The following is a 22,726-nucleotide window of genomic DNA, read 5'->3' as shown; positions in this document are numbered from 1 at the left end:
GTGCACCGCCCTTGTTGATTAGGTCACGCTTACCGCCGGTTCCGGTCGGGCACCCTGCCGGTGAGAATGTCGGTTGGCGGAACGCCCGGAAGCCGGCGTCTTGCCAGGCCGACACCACCGTGGACCCCCACTTTCGAGGACATGATGGCCATGCCCCGTCCGACTGCCGCACAGCTCGCCTACGGTTCCTGCACCGTGATCTTCTCGACCCTCGCCATGCTGCTGCTGTCTCAGACGAGTTCGGGTGCGGGGATCGCGGTCATCTCCGTCGCGGCGCTCGCCCTCGGACTGCTGGTCGCCATGACGGTGCCGCTGCCCGGGAAGCGCCCGGCCGCGGTGGAGCAGCCCGCGCCCCGGGAGCCGCTCCGGGCGTCGCTCCCGGCGCCGGCACCGGCTCCGGAGCCGGTGCGCGAACGGGCGGCCTCCTGACCGCCCGCCGCACTCCAGCCGGTCCTTCCGTGCCTCACTTCGTGCTGACCACGACCGTTTTTGCCGCCTTGTCGTGCAGGCCCTGCTTGTAGGGCCGGTCGAAGAAGCTCCAGCCGCCGCAGACCGCGGTCCAGACACAGGCGCAGCAGAAGGCGAACGGGATCCACAGCACCGCGGCGCGCGCCAGCGCGTTCTGCACGGAGGGCGTCGCGCCGTTGTCCAGGTTGGCCACCCGCATGCGCAACAGTTTCTTGCCGAGGGTCTGGCCGGTCCGCGCGGTCAGGACGGTGTCGTAGGCGATGTAGAGGACGGCGGCGACCGCCGACTGCCAGAACGACTTGCCGATCTCGATGCGGTCGCTGTCCACGTCGTACTCGTTGACACCGAAGCCCCAGGTGAGCAGCCAGACGACGACCCCCACCAGGATCATGTCGATGATGCGCGCGAGCGTGCGCATGACGCTGTCGGCGAGCGGGGGCATACCGGCGAGGGGGTCGGTGGGGTAGGAGCCGCCGCCGTACGGATCACCGCCGTAGGGACCGCCACCGGGACCGCCCGGGCCGTTCGTACCGCCGCCCCCGTACGGCGGGGGCGGGCCGCTCGGACCGCCCCCGCCGTACGGCGGGGGCTCGCTGCCGTAGGGCGAGCCCGTCCCGTCACCGGGCGGCTCGTCCGGGGGACGCTTCCGGAACGGGTCGTCGTCCGGAGGCTGCTGACCGGAGCCGGGGGGCGGTTCACTGCTCATGGCCCGAGTCGACCGCGAACCCCCGGGATCCGCATCCGGCAGACGGCCGTCCGAGGGAGCTCAGCCCGCCACGAAGGTGTGCGCGGCCTTGTCGTGCCAGCACTGACGCCAGGGCCGGTCGAAGAGGCACCAGGCGACGCCCACGATCCCGACGACGAGGAGTCCGGGCACGCTGTAGACCAGCCAGCGGCGCAGGGCAGCGCCGAACTCCGGTGCGTCATGGGCCTCGATGTCCCGCACTTCGAGGCCCATCAGCTTCTTGCCGAGGGTGCGGCCCCACTTGGCGGTGGGCAGCACCTCGCTCAGGACCCCGGCGAGCAGCAGGACGGCCAGGATGATGCCGAGGTAGACCGAGGTCGTACCGTCGAGCAGCCAGACCGTGACGGTCTCGCCGGAGAGCTTGGCCGCGTCGATCTTCTCGTTGACGTGGTCGATCGCCTTGGTGCCTAGCGGCACGGCGGCTGCGGCGGTGAGGGCGGCGAGGACGACGGTGTCCAGCAGCCGGGCGGCAAGCCGCTTGCCCAGCCCCGCGGGGCGGGCCTCGGCCTGACGGCGGGCAGCGGCCTGGAACACGTCCTCGACCGGCGGCTTCCAGGGCGCGACGGGCTGCTCGTCACCTCCGCCGCCTCCGGCGAGCCGGTGCACCTGCTGCGCCCAGGAGGACTGACCGCCGCCCGGGCCCGCGCTGAGGGGTGTGCCAGAAGGGGCGGCTGCGCCGGGCTGGGCGCTGGCGGGTCCGGCGGACTGCGGCGGGACGGTGGGGGCCGCCTGGGGCCCGGACAGCGCGCTCGGGGCGGCACCGGAGGCCTGTGCGGCGGCGCTCCCGGCCCCCGCCTGCGCGGCGGAGGCCCGGGCGGCGGCCGCCTTCCCGGCGCCGAAGCCCGGCCCCGCGGAGCCGCTCCCGGAACCGGTCGGAACGGCCTGCGGGCCGAACGCGGGTCCCGACGGGCCCGGACCGAAGGCGGACGCCGCCGCCCCGCTGCCCGAGCCGGCCGGACCGAAGCCGGCACCGGAGGCTGCGCCGGAGCCGGCACCTGAGCCGGCCGCACCGCCTTGCCCGCCGAAGGGAGACGCCGCCGAGTCGCCTGCCGCCCCTGCCGGTCCGAAGCCGGCGCCCGCGGCCCCGCCTTGCGCACCCGGCACACCCGGCACGCCCTGCGCACCCGGCACGCCTTGCGCGCCGACGAAGCCGGACGCGGCCGAGCCGCTGCCCGAGCCCGCCGGTCCGAAGCCGGCACCGCCGGCGTTGCCGCCGGGGCCACCGGAGTTGCCGCCCGAGCCCGCCGGCCCATGGCCCGGACCGCCCTGTCCCCCGGCCGGTCTCGAACCGCCGTCGGCCGGGCCCGTGCGCGGGGACACCGCGCGGAACGTCATCGTGCCGTCGTCGGGAGCGTCGGCGGCGGCCCCTCCCCCGGCCTGCCCCGTCGGACGGCGGAACACGAACGTGCCGCCCCCCGCCGCGGCGTTCGCGTCTTGGCCGGCCGGCGGGGTGCTCGCCGTGCCGTCGGTACGGGCGGACTCCCCCTCGGGCCGCTGGTCGGCACGAGCCACTCTCGGGTCACCGCCCGGCGCACCCTGCGGGCCCGCGCCCTGCGCCCCCCTGCGGCGCGCCCCACGAGACCCGGCGGTCCTGGTCGCCGCCGAAGCCGGACTGGCGGGAGCGGTCGGCGCCCCAGGCGGAGGCCGGTTCGGGACGGCTGCCGTGCTGCGCGTCGGCGGCGGACGGCGACCCGGACGGCTCCTCGACCGGGTCCTCGTCGAAGAAGTGCGGGCCGGTCTCCTCGACCGTCGCGGCGGCGCCGGACTGCCCCGCCCCCGCGCCGGGCGGCGGCGCGAGCGACTCGCCGTCCTGGGGCGCCGGACGGCTGGTGCCCGGCACCCAGGAGGCGCCGTTCCAGTACCGGACATATCCAGGAATGGACGGGTCCGGGTAATACCCTTCGCGGGGCCTGTCGTCACCGGGGGCCGGGGTTGGGGCGCTCATGTCCGTCGTCCCGTATCTGCTCGAGGGCCAAATGGGGGCCTCCACATCTATCAGACGAGCGCAAGCCCCACCGCCGCTCCCACCGGACCCACCCCTTTCGAGCACCGATGTGCTACGCACCGGGCCGCTCCGGCGGATCCCCCTGCGAAAAAACCTCCGGCAAGGCGCGTAATGCCGCGGCCGCGGCCCGCTCTCTCCTTCCGACCGGCCCTCACGGGCAGCCGTCTGGAGAAGGGAACACCGCCATGCACACCGTGGTGGAGCGGGAACTGGAGCTGAAACTCGTCCTGTCGCCGGAGCGCAGGATCCCGGTGCCGGCCCGGCTCGGGTACCTCACCGACGACCCCTACGCCGTCCACGTCACCTTCCACATCGACACCGAGCGCCCGGTGTACTGGACGTTCGCCCGGGAGCTGCTGGTGGAAGGCGTGTTCCGGCCCTGCGGGCAGGGGGACGTGCGGGTGTGGCCGACGAAGTCCGAGGGGCGCAGCGTGGTGCTGATGGCGCTGAGTTCACCCGACGGGGACGCCCTGCTGGAGGCCCCGGCAGCGGCGGTGTCGGCCTGGCTGGAGCGGACGCTGCGGGTGGTGCCGCCGGGCACGGAGGAGGAACAGCTGGGCCTCGACGACGAACTGGCCCAGTTGCTCGCCCAGTGAGGGCCCGGGGCTCAGAAGAGCTTGCCCGGGTTCAGGATGTTCAGCGGGTCGAAGGCCTGCTTGACGGCCCGCTGCATCTCCATGCCCACGGGGCCGATCTCGCGCGCCAGCCACTCCTTCTTCAGGACGCCGACGCCGTGCTCGCCGGTGATGGTGCCGCCGAGTTCCAGGCCGAGGGCCATGATCTCGTCGAAGGACTCGCGGGCGCGCCGGGACTCGTCGGGGTCCGCCGGGTCGAAGCAGACCGTGGGGTGGGTGTTGCCGTCGCCCGCGTGGGCGACGACACCGATGGTGAGCCGGTACTTCTCGGCGATGCGGTCGACGCCTTCGAGCATCTCGGCGAGCCGGGAGCGCGGCACGCACACGTCGTCGATCATCGTCACGCCCTTGACCGCCTCCAGCGCGGTGAGCGACAACCGCCGCGCCTGGAGGAGCAGTTCGGATTCCGCCGCATCGTCGGCGGGGACGACCTGGGTGGCTCCGGCCGCCTCGCACAGGGCGCCGACGGCGGCGAGGTCGGCGGCGGGGGCGGTGGTGTCGAACGCGGCCAGGAGCAGCGCCTCGGTGCTCTCGGGGAGGTCCATCTGCGCCATGTCGTTGACGGCCTTGACCGTCGTACGGTCCATGAGTTCGAGGAGTGACGGCACGTGGCCGCCCTCCATGATCCGGCACACGGCGTCGCAGGCCGCGGCGGCGGAGGCGAACTCGGCGGCAAGCACCAGCTGCTCGGGCGGCTTGGGGCGCAGTCCGAGGACGGCCCGTACGACGATGCCGAGCGAGCCCTCGGAGCCGACGAACAGCCGGGTCAGGTCGTAGCCGGCGACGCCCTTGGCGGTGCGGCGGCCGGTGGACATGAGCCGCCCGTCGGCGAGCACCACGTCGAGGCCCAGGACGTACTCGGCGGTGACCCCGTACTTCACGCAGCACAGGCCGCCGGAGGCCGTGCCGATGTTGCCGCCGATGGTGCACATCTCCCAGCTGGAGGGGTCCGGCGGGTAGTAGAGGCCGTGCTCGCCGACGGCCCGGGACAGGACGGCGTTGATCACGCCGGGCTCGGCGACGGCGATGCGGTCGACCGGGTTGATCTCCAGGATCCGGTCCATCTTCGTCAGGGACAGCACGATGCAGCCCTCGGAGGCGTTGGCGGCGCCGGACAGTCCGGTGCGGGCGCCCTGCGGGACCACGGGGACGCGCAGGGCGGTGGCGGTGCGCATCACGTGCTGGACCTGTTCGACCGTACGGGGCAGCACGACGACGGCCGGGGTGCCGGCCGGGCAGAAGCTCGCCATGTCGTTGGCGTAGGAGGCCGTGACGTCGGGGTCGGTGAGGACCGCTTCGGCGGGCAGGCCGCCGAGCAGCAGGTCCACGAGGGTGCCGGTCGCTGCGGTGTCCTCGGAGCGGGGCGCTTCGATGCGGCTCATGATCACAGGTTCGCACCCGGGGCCATCGGTGTGAACCCCGTCGGCGGCACCCTTCGCCTGCCTGGGTGGGGTCGTCGTACTGACGCACAGTGAGCGCCATGGAGAACCAGCAGGAGGGTCCGGTGCGGCGGGAGAGAGGTGCGCGACGCCGCCGGGTGCTCATCGCCTCCGTCGCGGGGTGTGCCGTGCTGGGCGGGGTGCTGGTGCTGCTGCCGTGGGAGCGGTCCGCCGAGCCCGCTCCGCCGTCGCCGGGAGCGCTGGCCATGGCGGCGGTCGGCAGCGGAGTGCCGGCCGCGCTGCCCGGCCTGGCGGAGCTGATCGAGGAGCGGGAGGAGGCCGTGCGGACGCGCCCGGAGGACGCGACGTCCTGGGCGGTGCTCGGGGCGGCCTATGTGGAGCGGGGGCGGCGGCTGGCGGACCCGGCGTACTACCCGCGGGCGGAGAAGGCGCTGCGGACGTCGCTGTCGGTGCGGCCGCGGCACAACACCCCGGCCCTGGCGGGTCTTGCCGCGCTGTCGAACGCCCGCCGGGACTTCCCCGCGGCGCGCCGGTGGGGCGAGGCGGCGCTGAAGCTGGAGCCGCGGCGGTGGACGACGTATCCGCTGCTCATCGACGCCTACACGGGGCTCGGCGCGTACAAGGCGGCCAAGCGGACGCTGGACCGGCTGACCGGGCTGCACTCCGGGCCCGCCGTGCTGGCGCGGGCCGCGGCCGTGTACCGGGACCGGGGCTGGCGGGAGGACGCGGCGGCCTCGCTGGCGGACGCTGCGGCGGGCGCGCGGGCCCCCGCCGAGCGGGCCGCCTATCTGGAGCGGGCCGGGCAACTGGCCTTCGAACGCGGGGACCTCGACGTCGCGCTGCGGCACTTCCGGGAGGCGGTCCGCCTCGACCCCGACCAGCGGGCCGCGCAGGCCGGGCAGGGCCGGACGCTGGCGGCCCTCGGCCGCACGACGGAGGCCCTGACCGCCTACCTGGCGGCTCTCGCCGAACAGCCGTCCCCGCAGTACGCCCTGGAGCTGGGCGAGTTGTACGAGTCGCTGGGCATGCCGGAAGCCGCCCGGGTGCGGTACGGCCTGCTGCGGGAACGGGTGCGGCGCGCTGCCGCGGGCGGGGCGGACGAGGAGCTGGTGCTGGGCCGGTTCGAGGCCGACCACGGCGATCCGAAGGCGGCGGTGCGGCGGCTGCGGGCGGAGTGGAAGCGCCAGCCGGGGACGGAGGTCGCCGACGCGCTCGGGTGGGCCCTGTACCGGGCCGGGAAGCCCGAGGAGGCCTTGCGGTTCGCGCTCTCGGCGACGGGCGTCGAACCCGGGGGCGGGGTGTGCGACGCGGCGGCCATGTACCACCGGGGCATGATCGAGCAAAAGCTGAACCGCCACGGCGCGGCCCGACGCCACCTCACGGAGGCCCTGCGGATCAACCCCCACTTCTCCCCACTGCACGCCCCCACGGCACGGGCGGCGGCCGAGGCACTGGGAGAGCCACCGGACGAAGGGGTGCCGGAGATGGGCGACGAGGCGAGCTGACCGGCCCCGGCCGGTGCCCGCCACCGCGACTCCCGCGGGCCTCCCGACGAGGCAAGGGCGCGCACTACGTCAACGGGCCCCCACGCGCGGCGACCCGGGCACGGCGGTCGCGGGGAGGGCGGGTGCCCCGTGACACCCGCCCGCCCCGCGATCCGCGACCCGCGACCGTCGGCGGCTACAGGTTGCCGCGGCGTTCCTGCTCGCGCTCGATCGCCTCGAACAGGGCCTTGAAGTTGCCCTTGCCGAAGCCCATCGAGCCATGGCGCTCGATGATCTCGAAGAAGACGGTCGGACGGTCCTGGACCGGCTTGGTGAAGATCTGCAGCAGGTAGCCGTCCTCGTCGCGGTCGGCGAGGATCTTCAGTTCGCGCAGGGTGTCGATCGGGACGCGGGTCTCGCCGACCCACTCCCCCAGCGTGTCGTAGTAGGAGTCGGGGGTGTTGAGGAACTCGACGCCGGCCGCCCGCATCGTACGGACCGTCTGCACGATGTCGCCCGTGTTGAGGGCGATGTGCTGCACGCCCGCGCCGCCGTAGAACTCCAGGTACTCGTCGATCTGGGACTTCTTCTTGGCGATGGCCGGCTCGTTGATCGGGAACTTGACCTTGAGCGTGCCGTCGGCGACGACCTTGGACATCAGCGCGCTGTACTCGGTGGCGATGTCGTCGCCCACGAACTCCTTCATGTTCGTGAAGCCCATGACCTTGTTGTAGAAGCCGACCCACTCGTTCATCTTGCCGAGCTCGACGTTGCCGACGCAGTGGTCGATCGCCTGGAAGGTGCGCTGCGCGGGCGGCTCGACCATCGGCTTGGCCGCGACGAAGCCGGGCAGGTACGGGCCGTCGTAGCCGGAGCGCTCGACGAGGGTGTGGCGGGTCTCGCCGTACGTGGCGATGGCGGCCAGGACGACCGTGCCGTGCTCGTCCTTCCGCTCGTACGGCTCGGCGACCGAACGGGCGCCGTGCTCCAGGGCGTAGGCATAGGCGGCGCGGGCGTCCGGGACCTCGATGGCGAGGTCGACGACACCGTCGCCGTGCTCGGCCACGTGCTTCGCGAGGAAGTGGCCCCAGTCGGAGGTGGGCTTGATGACCGAGGTGAGGACGAAGCGGGCGGAGCCGTTCTCCAGGACGTACGCAGCGGTCTCGCGGCTGCCGTTCTCCGGTCCGGAGTAGGCGACCAGCTTCATGCCGAAGGCGGTGGAGTAGTAGTGCGCCGCCTGCTTGGCGTTGCCCACGGCGAAGACGACCGCGTCCATTCCCTTGACCGGGAAGGGGTCGGCCTGCCGGGCGGTGTCGGGAGTGTGGTGTGTGGTCTGCGTCATAGCCGCAGGGTCTCCCCGCTCGGCAAGGTGCGCAATAGTTTGCGTTTCAGCTGGGCAATCTGTTCAGCAATACGGCCGTATCGACGGCATTTCTGTACAGGATGACCATGCCGGGAGGCTGCTGTGGCGATCGATCATCTGGACGGCCGGATCATTCTGCTGCTCGCCCGGGAGCCGCGGATCGGGGTGCTGGAGATGTCCCGGCGGCTCGGGGTGGCCCGGGGCACCGCGCAGGCGCGACTGGACCGGCTTCAGTCGAACGGAGTCATCCGCGGATTCGGTCCCGAGGTGGATCCGGCCGCGCTCGGCTACCCCGTCACCGCGTTCGCCACGCTGCAGATCCGGCAGGGCCAAGGGCCCGACGTACGGGCGCACTTGGCGACCGTGCCGGAGGTGCTGGAGCTGCACACCACCACCGGCACCGGGGACATGATGTGCCGGCTCGTGGCCCGCTCCAACGCCGATCTCCAGCGTGTGATCGACCGGGTCGTCGGTTTTGATGGCATCGTCCGGGCCTCCACGGCGATCGTCATGGAGAACCCCGTTCCGCTGCGGATCATCCCGCTCGTGGAGCAGGCCGCGGAGGAGACCTGACATGTAGGGGTGAGCGCGTGTGAACTTCTGGGAGTACCTGGTCAACCGGCACCAGCAGCTGCTCACGGACGCCTATCAGCACGCGAGCGCCGTCTTCCAGTGCATGGTCGTGGCGACCGTGCTCGGCGTGCTGATCGCCGTCGCCAGCTACCGCAACGAGTGGGCGGGGAACGTCGCGACCACCACGACCGCCACCATCCTGACCGTGCCGGCGCTCGCCCTGATCGGTCTGCTCATCCCCATCGTGGGTCTCGGCGTGCCGCCCACGGTGGTCGCGCTGACGCTGTACGGGCTGCTGCCGGTGGTGCGCAACGCGATCGTCGGGCTGCGCGGGGTCGATCCGACGCTGGTGGACGCGGCCACGGGCATCGGGATGTCCCGGCCGGCCCGGCTGCTGCGGGTCGAGCTGCCGCTGGCCTGGCCGCCGATCCTCACCGGGATCCGGGTCTCCACACAGATGCTGATGGGCATCGCGGCCATCGCGGCGTACGCCTCGGGACCCGGGCTCGGCAACGTCATCTTCCGCGGCCTCGCCTCGCTGGGCAGCGCCAACGCGCTCAACCAGGTCCTCGCGGGCACGCTCGGCATCATCATCCTGGCCCTGCTGTTCGACGCCGCGTACGTCCTGATCGGACGGCTGACCATCCCCAGGGGGATCCGTGCCTGAGACCGGCGACCACGGTGCCTCCATCGAGCTGGAGAGCCTGACCAAGCGCTACCCCGGCAGTGCGCAGCCGGCCGTGGACAACGTGAGCATGGAGATCAAGGCGGGCGAGGTCGTGGTCTTCGTCGGTCCCTCGGGCTGCGGGAAGTCGACCACGCTCAAGATGATCAACCGGCTGATCGAGCCGACCGGCGGCCGCATCCGCATCGGCGGCGAGGACGTCACCGATATGGACCCGGTCAAGCTGCGCCGCAAGGTCGGCTACGCCATCCAGTCCGCCGGGCTCTTCCCGCACATGACGGTCGCGCAGAACATCGGGATCGTCCCGAAGATGATCGGCTGGTCGAAGCCGCGGGTCAGGGAGCGCACCGAGGAGCTCCTCGACCTGGTCGGCCTCGACGCCGCGGAGTTCCGCGGCCGCTACCCGCGCCAGCTCTCCGGCGGGCAGCAGCAGCGCGTGGGCGTGGCCCGGGCCCTGGCCGCCGATCCGCCGGTGTTGCTGATGGACGAGCCGTTCGGTGCGGTGGACCCGATCACCCGGGACCACCTCCAGGACGAGCTGATCCGGCTCCAGCACGAGCTGCACAAGACGATCGTCTTCGTCACCCACGACTTCGACGAGGCGATCAAGATCGGCGACCGGATCGCCGTGCTGCGCGAGCGGTCGCACATCGCGCAGTTCGACACCCCGGAGGCGATCCTCACCAACCCGGCGGACGACTTCGTGTCCGGCTTCGTGGGCGCCGGCGCGGCGCTGAAGCGGCTGAACCTGACCCGCGTGCGGGACGTGGAGATCACCGAGTATCCGACGGTCACGGTCGACGACCCGTTGCAGCAGATCTTCAACCGGCTGCGGACCAGCGGCAGCAACGAGATCCTGCTGCTCGACCGGCGCGGCCGCCCCTACAAGTGGCTGCGGCGCGGCGATCTGATGCGGGCCCAGGGCTCGCTGGCCCGCGCCGGGACCCTCGTGCACGACACGGTCACCCGGGACGCCACGCTGCGGGACGCGCTGGAGGCGGTGCTCACCGACAACGCCGGGCGGGTGGTGGTGACCGGGCGGCGCGGCGAGTACACGGGCGTCGTCGACATGGAGACCCTCATGAACTCCGTGCACGAGATGCTGGAGGCCGACCGGCTCGACGCGATGGAGCACCAGCACGAACTGGAGTCGCTGCGGGCCTCGCAGACGCATGCGGAGCAGGAGGGGGCCGCGGGGCCGGCGGCCGTGAGCGGCCCGGGAGGGGAACGGTGACCGCCACGGAGGTCGAGGAGACCTCCGAGCCCCTCGACGAGTCCGAGGCGCCCCCGCCCGAGCGCCGGCCGTCCCGTCTCACCTGGCAGAAGCTGACGTTCCTGCCGGTGGCCCTGATCGCCGTACTGCTCGCCACCTGGCTCTGGTTCCAGCAGGCCGACCTGGACGCGCTCACCCGCAACGCCCTGTCGGGCGGCCAGGTCACCAAGGCGCTGTGGCAGCACATCCAGCTGACCGTGATCTCCACGTTCTTCGTGCTGATCATCGCGATCCCGCTGGGCATCCTGCTGACCCGCGGGGTGATGAGCAGGGCCACCCCGGTGGCGATGGCGTTCGCCAACATGGGTCAGGCGACCCCGGCGATCGGCCTGCTCGCCCTCCTGGTGATCTGGCTGGGCATCGGCCGCAGGGCCGCCCTGATCGGCATCATCGTCTACGCCATCCTGCCCGTGCTCTCCAACACGATCACGGGCCTGAAGGCGAACGACCCGACGCTGCTGGAGGCGGCCCGCGGGATCGGCATGTCCCCGACGGGCGTACTGGCCCGGGTCGAACTCCCGCTCGCGGTCCCGCTGATCCTGGCGGGTGTGCGCACGGCCCTCGTCCTGAACGTCGGTACGGCGACCCTGGCGGTCTTCGGCGGGGGCGGCGGCCTCGGCGTGCTGATCACGACCGGCATCACCAACCAGCGGATGCCGGTGCTGGTGCTGGGGTCGATCCTCACGGTGGTGCTGGCGCTGCTGGTGGACTGGCTGGCGTCGCTCGCCGAACTGCTGCTGCGGCCACGGGGGTTGCAGCCATGAGGCGGCGTACGGGCCTGGCAGCGGCGGGCCTGCTGCTGGCAGCGGCCGGCTGCGGCCTGACCAGCGGCTCTCCGCTGACCGACGACGTGGAGCCGGGGTCGATCGGCCGGGGTGAGCCGCTGAAGGGCGCGCATCTGACGGTGACGTCGAAGTCGTTCACCGAGCAGCTGATCCTCGGCTCGATCATGGGCATCGCGTTCGAGGCGGCCGGAGCGGACGTGATCGACCGCACCGGCATCCAGGGTTCCATCGGCAGCCGCGAGGCGGTCCGCAAGGGCGACGCGGACGCCGGGTACGAGTACACGGGCACGGCCTGGATCACGTACCTCGGACACAGCAAGCCGATCACCGATCCGCAGGAGCAGTGGGAGGCCGTGAAGAAGGAGGACACGGGCAACGGGCTGGTCTGGCTGCCGCCGTCGAAGCTCGACAACACGTACGCGCTGGCGATGAACCAGGAGAACGCGAAGAAGTACGGCACGAAGACGATGTCGGACGTGGCGAAGCTGGCGAAGTCCGACCCGGGGGCCGTGAAGCTGTGCGTGGAGGTCGAGTTCGCGAACCGGGCGGACGGTCTGCCGGGCATGCAGAAGGCCTACGGCATGAACGTGCCCGCGCGGAACATCACACAGATGGACACCGGGATCATCTACACGCAGACCGCGAAGGGCAACTGCACGTTCGGGGAGGTGTTCACCACCGACGGGCGCATCAAGTCCATGAACCTGGTGGTGATGGACGACGACAAGAAGTTCTTCCCCAACTACAACGTCGCGCCGATGATCAACGCGAAGTCCCTGAAGGAGTGGCCGGCGATCGCGCAGGTCCTGAACCCGGTGACGGCGAAGCTGAACAACTCCGTGGCGCAGACGCTGAACGCGAAAGTGGACGTCGACGGGGAGGATCCCCACCAGGTGGCGCTGGACTGGTTGGTGGAGGAGGGGTTCGTCAAGGAGTGAGTTACAAAGAAGACGTTGCAAAGGGAGCTTTGCAACGCTACCTTTGCATCGTGAGCGAGCCCGAGAACACACCCGTACGGCAACTCGACGCCCGATCCCTGCGGGGACTGGCGCACCCTCTGCGCATCCAGCTGCTGGACGCCCTGCGTTTCGGCGGCCCGGCGACAGCCTCGCAACTGGCCCAGAAGCTGGGCGAGTCCAGCGGAGCCACCAGCTACCACCTGCGTCAACTGGCGGAGTACGGCTTCGTGGAGGACGCTCCCGAGCACGGCAAGGGCCGCGAACGCTGGTGGAAGGCCACCCACCACGGCATCCGCTTCGACGACGCCCTGCTCACCGACTCGGACCCGGTCGTACGCGGAGCGGCGGACCTGTATCTGCACGAGGTCGCCACCACGCAGACCCGGGCCCTCTCGACCTGGCTGGGCAACCGCGAATCATGGCCGGAGGAGTGGACCCGCTCCTGGGACATGAGCAGCGCGACGCTGAGCCTCACGCCCGAACTGACGCGGGAGCTCGTCGAGAAGATGCACGCGCTGGTCGAGACCTACCGCGAGCGTGCCGCCGCCGAGGATTCCGGCGTCGAGCAAGTCCGCATCCAGACCCACGCCTTCCCGATCCGAACCGACTGAAAGGTTCGTCATGCACCCGGACATCCACCTCACCCTGCACCACGCCCGCGCCGCCGAACTCCGCGCCGAAGCCGGGTCCCGTCCGGCGCGCCGTCCTGACCTGCGTACGCGTCTGGGCTGGACCCTCGTGGAAGTGGGATTAAGACTCGCCGCCCGGCCCGGAACGGCAACCGCGCACTAGCAGCTGGGGACGGAGCCCTTCCCCGTCTCCAGGGCCACCAGTGAGGTCACCGTGCTCTTCAGCGTGGTCACCGGAATGAGCCGCAGGCCCTTCGGCAGCTCGGCGCGTGCGTCGCCGCACTCCGCCTTGGGGACCAGGAACACCGTCGCCCCGTCCCGCTTCGCGGCCTGGGTCTTGAGGGCGACGCCCCCCACCGCACCGACCCGCCCGGCCGCGTCGATCGTGCCCGTGCCGGCGATGACCCGGCCGCCGGTGAGGTCCCCGCCGGTGCCGTCGCCGTCGAGTTTGTCGACGATCCCGAGGGAGAAGAGCAGCCCCGCACTGGGCCCGCCCACGTCCGCGAGCTTCAGACTGACGTCGATGTCCTTGTCGTCGAGACCGAGGTACCCCAGCGCGGCCTGCGTCGCCGCGTCCTGGGACTGCTTCATCTGCTTCTCGTTGTGCCGCTCGATCTCCTTGACGCTGTCCCCGCTCGGATAGACGGAGTCGCGCGGCATGACCGCCTGGTCGGTGCGGAACCAGCTGTCGATGACGTCGGGGAGCGAGACGCGGGTGTCCGGGGAGGTCGCCTCGATGGTGGTCATCCGCAGCTGCCCCCGGGTGTCCCGGACCGGCGCACCGGAGATGGTGATCACCTGCGTGCCCTTGTTCTCGCCGAGCACGTTCGCCGTCAGCCCCGGCTGCGCCACCGAGAACGGCAACGGCGCCAGCACCGCCGTCGCGAGCAGGGCCACGACGGGCAGGGCGCAGACGGCGACGGCCTGGGGGCGCGTGAGGCGAGAGAACACGGGATCAATCTAACGCGGGAGGAGGACACCGCCGGGACCAGGGCGTCAGGGGCCCCTGCGGGCGGCGCCTGCCGTCAGCGCAGCGCCTCCGCGACCTCCCGGGCCGCGTCGACGACCCGTGGCCCCACGCGCTCCGGTACCGCCTCGGCCAGCATCACCACACCCACGCTGCCCTCGACGCCGGTCACGCCCAGCAGCGGTGCCGCCGCCCCGCAGGCGCCCGCCTCCAGCTCGCCGTGCGTCAGCGTGTAGCCGGGGTCGGACATCGGGTGCTGCCGGGCCGCGAGGATCGCCTTGCCTGCGGCGCCCCGGTCCAGGGGATGCCGGAACCCGGCACGGTAGGCGACGTGGTAGTCCGTCCAGGTCGGCTCCACGACGGCCACGGCCAGCGCGTCCGCCCCGTCGACCAGGGTCAGATGTGCCGTCGCGCCGATGTCCTCGGCCAGTGACCGCAGCGCCGGCATGGCGGCCTCCCGTACGAGCGGGTGGACCTGCCGGCCCAGCCGCAGCACCCCGAGCCCGACCCGGGCACGTCCACCGAGGTCACGGCGTATGAGGGCGTGCTGCTCCAGCGTGGCGAGCAACCGGTACACGACGGTCCGGTTCACGCCCAGCCGGACGGAGAGTTCGGTCACGGTCAGCCCGTGGTCCGTGTCGGCGAGCAGCTTGAGGACACGCAGTCCCCGGTCGAGCGTCTGGGAGGTCTCCGCGGTCACGACGCCCACTCCTTAGTGGTGAGGTCGGCGGCCCCCCGGTCGGCGGATGCGTCACCGAGTCCCGTCGGTGACGCGCTTCAGAGGCCGCCGATCGGCCGGCGGCCCGGCCTGTCCGGGCCGCGTCGCTTCACGGCTGCGCTCCGCGGCGGCGCTGCCACGGGGCGTATGCGTAGCGGGACAGTAGCGAAGGGAGTTCGCTGAGCGGAAGGCTCCGTCCAGAATCCGGGCACGGGTGGCTCCGTTTGCCCGGATACGTGCACCACGGGACTCGCTCCGCACCACGAGCACACACGACACCCACACATCCGGAACCCACCCAGGCAGGGTGGGCGAAGGGCATCACTTCATCCGCGTGGCCCACTCCTGCACCTTGGTGATCCGCTGCCGCAACTGCCCGGCCGTCGCCTCGGCCGCCGGAGGCCCCCCGCACACGCGACGCAGCTCCGTGTGGATCACCCCGTGCGGCTTGCCGCTCTGGTGGACGTACGCGCCGACCATCGTGTTGAGCTGCCGCCGCAGCTCCATCATCTCCTTGTGGGAGACGACCGGTCGCCGCTCGGCGGGCATTTCGAGCAGGTCGGCTTCCTCGTCGGGCTTCTTGCGGCTGTGCGCGATCTGCCGGGCCTGCCGCTTCTGCAGCAGCAGCTGCACCTGGTCGGGCTCGAGCAGCCCCGGGATGCCGAGGTAGTCCTGCTCCTCCTCGCTGCCCGGGTGCGCCTGCATGCCGAACTCGGCGCCGTTGTACATGACCCGGTCGAAGACGGCCTCGGACTCCAGCGCCTCGAAGGAGAACTGCTCCTGCTCGCCGGTGTCCTCGTCCTGCTCCCGGTTCGCCTCGTCCATCTCCTTCTCGGACTCGGCGTACGGGTCCTCCTCGCCCTCCTTCTTGGGCTTGTCGAGGACGTGGTCGCGCTCGCGCTCCATCTCGTTGGCGAAGGAGAGCAGGTCGGGCACGGTCGGCAGGAACACCGAGGCGGTCTCGCCGCGCCGCCGGGACCGCACGAAACGCCCGACGGCCTGGGCGAAGAAGAGGGGGGTCGAGATGGTGGTGGCGTAGACGCCCACCGCGAGCCGCGGCACGTCGACGCCCTCGGACACCATCCGCACCGCGACCATCCACCGGTCGTTGTTCGCGCTGAACTCGTCGATCCGCTCGGAGGCGCCGGAGTCGTCCGACAGGACGAGGGTGGCCTTACTGCCGGTGATCTCCCGGATGAGCTTGGCGTAGGCGCGCGCCGAGTCCTGGTCGGAGGCGATGACGAGGGCGCCCGCGTCGGGGATGGCCTTCCGCACCTCGGTCAGCCGCTGGTCCGCCGCGCGCAGCACGGACGGCATCCACTCACCGCGCGGATCCAGCGCGGTCCGCCAGGCCTGGCTGATGGCGTCCTTGGTCATGGGCTCGCCGAGCCGGGCGGCGATCTCGTCACCGGCCTTGGTGCGCCAGCGCATGTTGCCGCTGTAGGAGAGGAAGATGACGGGCCGCACGACGTTGTCGGCGAGAGCGTTGCCGTAGCCGTAGGTGTAGTCGGCGGCGGACCGCCGGATCCCGTCGTTGCCCTCCTCGTACGTCACGAAGGGGATGGGGTTGGTGTCGGACCGGAAGGGCGTACCGGTCAGGGCGAGCCGCCGGGTCGCGGGCTCGAAGGCCTCGAGACAGGCCTCGCCCCAGGACTTGCTGTCACCGGCGTGGTGGATCTCGTCGAGGATGACGAGCGTCTTGCGCTGCTCCACGCGGTTGCGGTGCAGCATCGGCCGTACGCCGACACCGGCGTACGTCACGGCGACCCCGTGGTACTCCCGGCCGAGCGGCCCGGCGCTGTACTCCGGGTCGAGCTTGATCCCTATCCGCGCCGCGGCCTCGGCCCACTGCTTCTTCAGGTGCTCGGTCGGGGCGACCACGGTCACCTGCTGCACGACGTGGTGGTGCAGCATCCAGGAGGCCAGCGTCAGCGCGAAGGTCGTCTTGCCGGCGCCGGGGGTGGCGACCGCGAGGAAGTCCCGCGGCTGTTCCTGGATGTACTTCTCCATCGCGCCCTGCTGCCAGGCTCGCAGCTTGCTGGCGGTACCCCAGGGGGCGCGGCCGGGGAACGCCGGGGACAGGTGGTGCGAGGCAGAACTGGTGCCGGCGGTGGTAGTCACGGTCTCCGTTGGGGGTCGGGCGGCTCGTGCGAGGGAGCCTGACGGCTCGGCTACGTATGACAACCGGGCCACCCTACCGGCGCCCCGAGCCGGTCGACGCGCGGACCGGGCCGGGTCACCGGCGGGTGGGACCGACGTCACAGCCCCCTCAACCGTCCCGCGATCCTCCCGACCTCCGCCTCGGTCCCGGAGGCGACGTCGACGACCAGCGCGTACGCCGTGTCATGGTCCGCCCCGGCCAGGTCGACACCGTTGAGGGCGAGAAAGGTGGCGGTGGCCAGCCAGGCGGTGCGCTTGTTGCCGTCGACGAGGGGATGGTTGGCAGCGAGGGCGTGGAGCAGGGCGGCCGCCTGCTCGTACAGGTCGTCGTAGGCGGCCGTGCCGAACATCCGGGCGCGGGGGCGGTGCACGGCGGAGGCGAGCAGCCCGGGAGCGCGCGCCTCGGGCGGCCGCCCGCCGAAGGCGACCTCGGCGATGGCGGTGACCTCGTCGACGGTCAGGTACCGGGTGGCCCCTGTCATTCGCCGAGCCTCCTCAGCAGGTCGGCGTGGTGACGCGCGAGCCCCTCCGCGACGGTGCGCACGCGCGCGCCCTCTTGGCTCAGATATCCGCGTACGGCGTGCAGCGCCACCTCTTCGGGCGTACGGCCCTGGGCGTCGGCGAGGTCGTCGAGGGCGGTCCGCAGGCCGGGGTCGAGGGGCAGATCGAGGAGGGACATGCGCAGAGGCTACGGCCGGGTCGCGAAGGAGACGAGCGCTTTACTGCCGTCGCTCCCGCAGCCGGGTCGACACCCAGGCACCGGCCAGGGCCACCGCCGCCATCGGCAGGAACACCGCGGTGAAGGCGGCCGGGTGGGAGCCGGAGGCATGGGTGGCCGTGTGGGAGACCGCGCCGCCGCCCAGCGCGGCGAACGCGGCGCCGCCGGCGGACAGCAGGACGACGTTGGACAGGCCGTCGGAGATCTGGAGGGCGGCGGAGTTGGTACCGGCCTCCTCGGGGGTGGAGAGCTTGAGCAGGAGCACGCTGGTGGAGGAGATCACGAGCCCCATCCCGAAGCAGCCGAACGCCCAGGCGACGGCCAGGGTCCAGACGGGCACGGACTCGATCAGCACACTCGGCGCCGCGGCGACGGCCGCCGCCACCAGCAGCATCCCGACCGTGGTCAGCCGCTCCCGGTACGGCTCCACCCGCGGCCGCGACTGCACCCACGAGCCCAGCGCCCACGTCCCGCCGCCCGCGGCGAGCGAGAACCCGGCCAGCGTCGGACTGAGCCCGCGCTGCGTGACCAGCATCAACGGCACGAACGACTCCGCGGCGATGAACGACCCGGCGGCGACGCCGCGCAGCAGCACGACCGACGGCAGCCCGCGCGCGGCCCGGTACGTGCCCCGCGGGAGCAGCCCGAGCACGGCAGGCACGAGCAGGGCCACACCGACGGCGCCGGGCAGCAGCGAGAGCGGGCGCAGGTCCTGGGCGGCGTACTGGAGCAGCCCGGCGCCGAGGGAGATGCCCAGGGCGAGCCGGATGCGCCGACGGTCGACGGAGGCGGGCGGGTTGGCCGGTGGGGCGGGCGGGTTGGCCGGTGGGGCGGGGCGGCTGGTTGCCCGCACCGGGTCCGGCGCGACAGGCTGGTCGGTTGCCTGCACCGGGTCGGGCGAGGCGGGGCGGCCGGTTGCCCGCACCGGGCCCGGCGGGGCGGGCCGGTCGGTTGCCCGCACCGGATCCGGCGCGACAGGCCGGTCGGCGAGGGCGGTCCGTTCCGCGAGGACGGGCAGGTCCGCGAGGGCGGGCAGGTCCGCGAGGGCGGTCCCGTCCGCGGGGACGGGCAGGCTTGGACTCTTCGCCGCGGCGGACTCGGCAGCTGTGTGCCCCGCCGGGCCGGACGCCCGACGCCGTATCTGCGGCAGCGCGAGCGCGACCGGGAAGACGACGAGCAGGGGTATCCCGACGAACACCCATCGCCACCCCAGCTGTTCGGTCACCGTGCCGGCGGCGAGCGGGCCGACGATCGACGGCAGCACCCAACTCGCGGCGAACGCCGCCATGATGGCCGGCCGCAACCGCTCCGGATAGGCCCGCCCGACGACGACGTACAGCGCGACGATCACCAGCCCGCCGCCGAACCCCTGCACGGCCCGGCCCAGGACGAACACCCACATCGACCCGGCGGTCCCCGACAACAGCAGCCCGGCGCCGAAGGAGGCGATGCCCGTCGTCAACGGGCCGAGGGGGCCGCGCCGGTCGGACCACTGACCGGAGAGCACCATCCCGAACAGACTGGTCGTGAAGTACCCGGAGAACGCGAACGCGTACAGGGACACCCCGTCCAGTTCCCGTGCGGCGACGGGCATCGCCGTCCCCACGGCGGTCGCCTCGAAGGCGATGAGCAGCACGACGGAGACGATCCCGACGCTCAGGGCCCGGTATCCCGGCCCCAGCACACCCTCGTCTCCCTCGGCTGGAGAAGAGGGGACGGCAGCACTCACGACATCGACGTCACGCGGCTTGGAGTCAGGCATGCCCGCCAGCGTAAGGTCCGCACGCCCCTTTGACCCCTGTCGTGAGGCGGCCCCGGCCTCAGACCTTGGTCGTACGCCCTCCCCTTCGCCACCGCCTTCCATAAACGGCGTGTGGCAGTCACGTTGCATCCCACCGGATGCCCTTGAGCGACCCTCCGAGAGCCCCGTACGGTCACTACACCGAGTTCGACGTCACGTCCGAACAAGGCCGTGTGCCCGAGTGGTTCAGGGGCTCGCCTGCAAAGCGAGTTACGTGGGTTCGAATCCCGCCACGGCCTCCAGCGTCAGCCCGCCGAGCAGAGACCCTCGTTCGGGCAGAACATGACCCACGTGTAGTTGTAACCGGTGTGGATCGTCACGGGATTCGGTGTGGGTCCATCGTTGATCGACGACCCCGTGTCAGGTGTGGCGGTGAAGGTGACCGTCGTTCCGACCTCGAAGCTCGCGGTGCACGTGCCCGTCGGGTTCGGCTGCGGGGTGTTGGAGGCGTAGGGGTCCCACGCCTCCTGGTGGCAGTTGATCCCGGCCGGCCGGCTGATGATGGTGCCGCTGCCCCAGCCGTCACTGACGGAGGCGGACAGTTGAGCGGTGGCCTGGGCCTGGGCCGGGGCTACAGAGGCGATCGCGGCGGCCGTGGCGAGCGCGGTGAGAACTCCCGTCACGCGCCAGACGCCGGTTCTGCTCTTCCTCGTGGGAGGCTCCTCGGATCGAACATGTCGACCCCTCTGAGCAGCCTATTGGTCCTCTCGGGGATCTGCTACGGGAGCTCGGCCGGGGGCCGTCATCTCACGTCGGCCAGACCCTCGCGACGTGTTCGGAAACTCGTGCACAACCCCGGGCCCCTCTCAGGTGTCCAGGACATGACCGGTAGCCCATGCTCCGGTCGTCGTGCCTTCCGGGGCCGACGAGGAAACCCGACGAGGAGAACCACCGTGCACCTCCGCCCCCCGGCAGCCGTCCTGGCCGCTGCCGTGATCGCCGTCGCCGGTCCCGCCGTCGCCGCTCCCCTGGCGCACGCCGAGGGGGGCGAGCCCGAACTGGTCGTGTCGGCCCTGCCGTCCGCGGCTCCGAAGCCGGGCGAGGTGTACGACAAGTCCGTCACTCTCACCAACAAGGGCACGGCCACCGTCGACGGGGTCACCTTCCGGGTGCGTCTGACGCGTGGGCTGGACTTTCCCGAGCAGGTGAAGGGCTGCACCTACTCGACCGTCAAGGACCAGGTCAGGCAGGCGGTCTGTGAACTCGACACGGTCGTCGAGCCCGGCGCCTCCGTCACCACGCCCGTACGGTTCAAGGCGCTGGGCAAGGCCCTGATGGAGGCTGTCGAGTACGGCACGAGCGCGACCGGTGACGCCCCGGGTGAGGGATTCGACGACAGCTACCGGCGGCTCACCCTGACCGCGGACAACACCGCCGATCTCGTCGCCGTCGGCGAGGAGATGGAGGGGCTGGCCGGCGATGAGCAGTCGGTCACGGCGACCCTGCGCAACGACGGCCCCGGGTGGGTGCAGAACCAGGAGAGCGACGACCTCCCGGGCCTGCTGGTGCAGATCCCGCCGGGCACCGTGGCCGTCGGCGTGCCGAAGGACTGCGCGCCGTTCGGGATCGACGGGCCGAGCGGGCCGCAGGGGACCACGGGCAAGCCCAAGTACGTGTGCTGGCCGCAGGACGGGACCCTCGACGCCGGGCAGTCACTGGCGTACACCTTCACGCTGAAGATCAAGGAGTCCGCGCAGGACACCGAGGGCGAGATCAAGGCGTCGTCCGTCTACGACATCGCGCCCGCGTACGACACGAACCGCGCCAACAACACGGCCACGATCGGCATCGACCTGCCGAGCGACTACGAGCCCGAGCCGAGCCCCTCGGACGGCGCCGACGGTGGCTCCGGCAACGGCGAGGACGGCAACGCCCCCGAGGGCCAGGCCGCGGGCGGTACGGGCGCCACGGCCTCCCCTTCGGCCTCGGCCGACACGGCGACCGGCGGCTCCACCGGCACCACCGGCACCACGACCGGCGGCACCAGCGGCGGCAGCCTCGCCACCACCGGCTCCGACGGCGCTCCGCTCCTCGCCGGTGCCGCTGCCGCCACCGCGGTGATCGGTGGCGGCCTGGTCTTCGCCGTACGCCGCCGCAGCGCCGCCAAGTCCGCCTGACGGCAGGGCCGTCAGAGCACCCCGCCGGCCCCGTCCTGGAACGCGTCCGTCCAGTAGTGACGGACCGTTCCGCTCGCGGTCACGCCCGTCGGGTCCACGGTCGACAGGACCTGGAGCATCGTCATGGCCAGCTGGTCGTAGGTGTCGGTCGTCAGCTCGTGGGACGACTGGGCGTCTATCGCGCGCTCGCGGTGCAGCAGCCAGAGGGTGAAGGCGAGCGTCGACACGTCCGTGTTGAGCGGGTACAGCGTCGCGTCGGGTTCGCTCCAGTTCAGGACCGCGCCCGTCGCGCCGTCGATGACCAGGCTGTTGTCCTCGACCAGGTGGCCGAGGCGGATCAGTCGGTGGGCACCCGCGGGGAGTTCCGCAGGGGCGTCGCCGTCGGCGTGGTACTCGGCGAGCGTCGCCAGCGGGACGTCCGTGTCCAGGGAGAAGACGTGGGCGTCCTCCGGCAGGCCCACCTCGCGCAGGAAGCGGCGGGTCGGTTCGTGCGTGAGGGTCGACGGGAAGTCGACGTCCTCGAAGCGGGCCACCTTGCCGGGGCCGAACTCCTGGTCCAGGAGGCGGTGCGGGAGGTCCAGGGAGAGGCCGGACGCGCCGCCCCGGCCCGCCACCAGGGACAGCGGGCGGATCAGCGCCGCCATCTTCCAGAACGGGGCCGGTTCGCCGTCCGCGCCGTCGCGGAACACCGCCAGCAGATGCTGGGAGGCCTGCGCCACCGCCTTGGGGCCGTAGCGGCCCGCGTAGGAGGCGAACTGGCCGCGCAAGCCCGCCAGTTCGTCCGTGGCCTCCGCGAAGCGGACCAGTGTCCGCAGGGAGGGGGCCAGGGGCCGGCGGTCCATCAGGTCGGGGCGGTCGTGCAGGACGTACGCCGTCGAGATCTCGCCCGTCGCGCCGTCCAGCAGGACCGACTCGGTCTCCAGGCCGCCGGGGCCCAGCAGTCCGCCTATCACCAGCTGTTCGCGCAGTTCCGCGGAGAGGCGGTCGTCCGGGTCGCCCGTCGAGTCGGCGACCGTGCGCAGGCCCTCGCGGCCCAGCTCGGCGAAGCTCAGCACGCCGCTGTCGCAGGGCAGTCCGGGGCCGGTCAGCCAGTGCCGCGTGGACGCGTGCGTCACCCACGGGTCCAGCTCGGACTCGGTCAGGGTGATCACCGCGGAACCGGCGTCGGTCGTACTCATGGGCTCCCCCTGTGCTTGCTCACCGTCCCCTGGCGGAGCACGGCGGACCGCCCGGCGAAGCCC

General features: G+C 72.2%; 23 protein-coding genes and 1 tRNA gene. 11 read left to right on the top strand and 13 right to left on the bottom strand.

The features are described from left to right. The first annotated feature begins 144 nt into the window (after positions 1-144). Positions 145-429, top strand: coding sequence for a hypothetical protein (locus BJ965_RS23885; RefSeq protein ID WP_376777982.1), 285 nt, complete (start codon positions 145-147; stop codon positions 427-429). A 34-nt stretch (positions 430-463) separates the two neighbouring features. Here the strand turns inward: BJ965_RS23885 and BJ965_RS23880 are convergent, their stop codons facing one another. The 3 genes from BJ965_RS23880 to BJ965_RS23870 are packed head-to-tail and all read right to left on the bottom strand — an operon-like array spanning position 464 to position 3,158. Beyond that, the gene (locus BJ965_RS23880) at positions 464-1,174 is read right to left on the bottom strand and encodes an RDD family protein (RefSeq protein ID WP_184910602.1); all 711 of its coding nucleotides are present in this window, start codon (positions 1,172-1,174) and stop codon (positions 464-466) included. Positions 1,175-1,234: 60 nt separating this feature from the next. Next, positions 1,235-2,725: an RDD family protein gene (locus BJ965_RS39475; protein ID WP_184910600.1), complete on the bottom strand. Its 1,491-nt coding sequence runs from the start codon at positions 2,723-2,725 to the stop codon at positions 1,235-1,237. Positions 2,726-2,732: 7 nt separating this feature from the next. Next, a complete protein-coding gene (locus tag BJ965_RS23870; RefSeq protein ID WP_246545968.1) occupies positions 2,733-3,158 on the bottom strand; it encodes a DUF2510 domain-containing protein in 426 nt (141 codons plus the stop codon). A gap of 245 nt (positions 3,159-3,403) precedes the next feature. Here BJ965_RS23870 and BJ965_RS23865 point away from each other — a divergent pair, with 245 nt between their 5' ends. After that, positions 3,404-3,814 carry an SsgA family sporulation/cell division regulator gene (locus BJ965_RS23865; protein ID WP_184910598.1) on the top strand — a complete coding sequence of 137 codons (411 nt, stop codon included), beginning with the start codon at positions 3,404-3,406 and terminating at the stop codon, positions 3,812-3,814. An 11-nt stretch (positions 3,815-3,825) separates the two neighbouring features. Here BJ965_RS23865 and BJ965_RS23860 read toward each other — a convergent pair whose 3' ends face one another. Continuing rightward, complete coding sequence (locus BJ965_RS23860; protein WP_184910596.1) at positions 3,826-5,241, bottom strand: FAD-binding oxidoreductase; 1,416 nt, start codon at positions 5,239-5,241, stop codon at positions 3,826-3,828. 92 nt (positions 5,242-5,333) lie between these two features. Between BJ965_RS23860 and BJ965_RS23855 the strand changes: the two genes are divergently transcribed. Next, a complete protein-coding gene (locus BJ965_RS23855; RefSeq protein ID WP_184910594.1) occupies positions 5,334-6,758 on the top strand; it encodes a tetratricopeptide repeat protein in 1,425 nt (474 codons plus the stop codon). A 175-nt stretch (positions 6,759-6,933) separates the two neighbouring features. On the opposite strand, the gene hppD is transcribed toward BJ965_RS23855, so the two are convergent. Then, positions 6,934-8,079, bottom strand: coding sequence for a 4-hydroxyphenylpyruvate dioxygenase (hppD, locus tag BJ965_RS23850; RefSeq protein WP_184910592.1), 1,146 nt, complete (start codon positions 8,077-8,079; stop codon positions 6,934-6,936). 123 nt (positions 8,080-8,202) lie between these two features. Here hppD and BJ965_RS23845 point away from each other — a divergent pair, with 123 nt between their 5' ends. The 6 genes from BJ965_RS23845 to BJ965_RS23820 are packed head-to-tail and all read left to right on the top strand — an operon-like array spanning position 8,203 to position 12,986. Further along, positions 8,203-8,673 carry an Lrp/AsnC family transcriptional regulator gene (locus BJ965_RS23845; RefSeq protein ID WP_030837783.1) on the top strand — a complete coding sequence of 157 codons (471 nt, stop codon included), beginning with the start codon at positions 8,203-8,205 and terminating at the stop codon, positions 8,671-8,673. Positions 8,674-8,692: 19 nt separating this feature from the next. Further along, on the top strand, positions 8,693-9,340 hold the full coding sequence (locus BJ965_RS23840; protein WP_184910590.1) for an ABC transporter permease: 648 nt from the start codon (positions 8,693-8,695) through the stop codon (positions 9,338-9,340). Then, entirely contained in the window at positions 9,333-10,592 is a 1,260-nt protein-coding gene (locus tag BJ965_RS23835; RefSeq protein WP_184910588.1) for a betaine/proline/choline family ABC transporter ATP-binding protein, read from the top strand. Before BJ965_RS23840 ends, BJ965_RS23835 begins: the two co-directional genes overlap by 8 nt. Then, positions 10,589-11,395: an ABC transporter permease gene (locus tag BJ965_RS23830; RefSeq protein WP_184910586.1), complete on the top strand. Its 807-nt coding sequence runs from the start codon at positions 10,589-10,591 to the stop codon at positions 11,393-11,395. The genes BJ965_RS23835 and BJ965_RS23830 overlap by 4 nt, the downstream gene beginning before the upstream one ends. Further along, positions 11,392-12,354 (top strand): glycine betaine ABC transporter substrate-binding protein, encoded by a 963-nt coding sequence (locus tag BJ965_RS23825; protein ID WP_184910584.1) that lies wholly within the window; start codon positions 11,392-11,394, stop codon positions 12,352-12,354. The genes BJ965_RS23830 and BJ965_RS23825 overlap by 4 nt, the downstream gene beginning before the upstream one ends. A gap of 50 nt (positions 12,355-12,404) precedes the next feature. Further along, positions 12,405-12,986, top strand: coding sequence for an ArsR/SmtB family transcription factor (locus BJ965_RS23820; RefSeq protein ID WP_184910582.1), 582 nt, complete (start codon positions 12,405-12,407; stop codon positions 12,984-12,986). A gap of 177 nt (positions 12,987-13,163) precedes the next feature. Here BJ965_RS23820 and BJ965_RS23815 read toward each other — a convergent pair whose 3' ends face one another. From BJ965_RS23815 to BJ965_RS23790, 6 genes are all read right to left on the bottom strand, one after another. Further along, positions 13,164-13,955, bottom strand: a complete 792-nt coding sequence (locus BJ965_RS23815; RefSeq protein WP_184910580.1) for a S16 family serine protease — start codon at positions 13,953-13,955, stop codon at positions 13,164-13,166. A gap of 74 nt (positions 13,956-14,029) precedes the next feature. Further along, complete coding sequence (locus BJ965_RS23810) at positions 14,030-14,671, bottom strand: IclR family transcriptional regulator (RefSeq protein WP_184910578.1); 642 nt, start codon at positions 14,669-14,671, stop codon at positions 14,030-14,032. Positions 14,672-15,010: 339 nt separating this feature from the next. After that, positions 15,011-16,810: a DEAD/DEAH box helicase gene (locus BJ965_RS23805; RefSeq protein WP_030837766.1), complete on the bottom strand. Its 1,800-nt coding sequence runs from the start codon at positions 16,808-16,810 to the stop codon at positions 15,011-15,013. 137 nt (positions 16,811-16,947) lie between these two features. Continuing rightward, on the bottom strand, positions 16,948-17,331 hold the full coding sequence (locus BJ965_RS23800; protein ID WP_184910576.1) for a type II toxin-antitoxin system death-on-curing family toxin: 384 nt from the start codon (positions 17,329-17,331) through the stop codon (positions 16,948-16,950). Continuing rightward, the gene (locus BJ965_RS23795; protein WP_184910574.1) at positions 17,328-17,528 is read right to left on the bottom strand and encodes a hypothetical protein; all 201 of its coding nucleotides are present in this window, start codon (positions 17,526-17,528) and stop codon (positions 17,328-17,330) included. Before BJ965_RS23795 ends, BJ965_RS23800 begins: the two co-directional genes overlap by 4 nt. A 40-nt stretch (positions 17,529-17,568) precedes the next feature. Beyond that, complete coding sequence (locus BJ965_RS23790; RefSeq protein WP_184910572.1) at positions 17,569-19,329, bottom strand: MFS transporter; 1,761 nt, start codon at positions 19,327-19,329, stop codon at positions 17,569-17,571. A 206-nt stretch (positions 19,330-19,535) separates the two neighbouring features. On the opposite strand from BJ965_RS23790, the gene BJ965_RS23785 reads away from it, so the two are divergent. Further along, positions 19,536-19,610, top strand: a tRNA-Cys gene (locus BJ965_RS23785). 3 nt (positions 19,611-19,613) lie between these two features. On the opposite strand, the gene BJ965_RS23780 is transcribed toward BJ965_RS23785, so the two are convergent. Beyond that, positions 19,614-19,991 carry a hypothetical protein gene (locus BJ965_RS23780; RefSeq protein WP_184910570.1) on the bottom strand — a complete coding sequence of 126 codons (378 nt, stop codon included), beginning with the start codon at positions 19,989-19,991 and terminating at the stop codon, positions 19,614-19,616. 270 nt (positions 19,992-20,261) lie between these two features. Here BJ965_RS23780 and BJ965_RS23775 point away from each other — a divergent pair, with 270 nt between their 5' ends. Then, positions 20,262-21,485 carry a hypothetical protein gene (locus BJ965_RS23775; RefSeq protein WP_313666994.1) on the top strand — a complete coding sequence of 408 codons (1,224 nt, stop codon included), beginning with the start codon at positions 20,262-20,264 and terminating at the stop codon, positions 21,483-21,485. An 11-nt stretch (positions 21,486-21,496) separates the two neighbouring features. Here the strand turns inward: BJ965_RS23775 and BJ965_RS23770 are convergent, their stop codons facing one another. Next, a complete protein-coding gene (locus tag BJ965_RS23770; RefSeq protein WP_184910566.1) occupies positions 21,497-22,663 on the bottom strand; it encodes an SUKH-4 family immunity protein in 1,167 nt (388 codons plus the stop codon). Positions 22,664-22,726: the final 63 nt, after the last annotated feature.

Source organism: Streptomyces luteogriseus (assembly GCF_014205055.1).
Lineage (GTDB): Bacteria > Actinomycetota > Actinomycetes > Streptomycetales > Streptomycetaceae > Streptomyces > Streptomyces luteogriseus.
The sequence above is the reverse complement of the archived record's forward strand: the minus strand, read 5'-3'. Positions and strand labels throughout refer to the sequence as shown.

Bases quoted from the DNA above. Each gene is read 5' to 3' on its own strand.
- BJ965_RS23855 (WP_184910594.1), top strand. From the start codon at position 5,334: ATGGAGAACCAGCAGGAGGGTCCGGTGCGGCGGGAGAGAGGTGCGCGA.
- BJ965_RS23870 (WP_246545968.1), bottom strand. From the start codon at position 3,158: ATGAGCGCCCCAACCCCGGCCCCCGGTGACGACAGGCCCCGCGAAGGG.
- BJ965_RS23795 (WP_184910574.1), bottom strand. From the start codon at position 17,528: ATGTCCCTCCTCGATCTGCCCCTCGACCCCGGCCTGCGGACCGCCCTC.
- hppD (WP_184910592.1), bottom strand. From the start codon at position 8,079: ATGACGCAGACCACACACCACACTCCCGACACCGCCCGGCAGGCCGAC.
- BJ965_RS23800 (WP_184910576.1), bottom strand. From the start codon at position 17,331: ATGACAGGGGCCACCCGGTACCTGACCGTCGACGAGGTCACCGCCATC.
- BJ965_RS23770 (WP_184910566.1), bottom strand. From the start codon at position 22,663: ATGAGTACGACCGACGCCGGTTCCGCGGTGATCACCCTGACCGAGTCC.
- BJ965_RS23885 (WP_376777982.1), top strand. From the start codon at position 145: ATGGCCATGCCCCGTCCGACTGCCGCACAGCTCGCCTACGGTTCCTGC.
- BJ965_RS23825 (WP_184910584.1), top strand. From the start codon at position 11,392: ATGAGGCGGCGTACGGGCCTGGCAGCGGCGGGCCTGCTGCTGGCAGCG.
- BJ965_RS23790 (WP_184910572.1), bottom strand. From the start codon at position 19,329: ATGCCTGACTCCAAGCCGCGTGACGTCGATGTCGTGAGTGCTGCCGTC.
- BJ965_RS23865 (WP_184910598.1), top strand. From the start codon at position 3,404: ATGCACACCGTGGTGGAGCGGGAACTGGAGCTGAAACTCGTCCTGTCG.
- BJ965_RS23880 (WP_184910602.1), bottom strand. From the start codon at position 1,174: ATGAGCAGTGAACCGCCCCCCGGCTCCGGTCAGCAGCCTCCGGACGAC.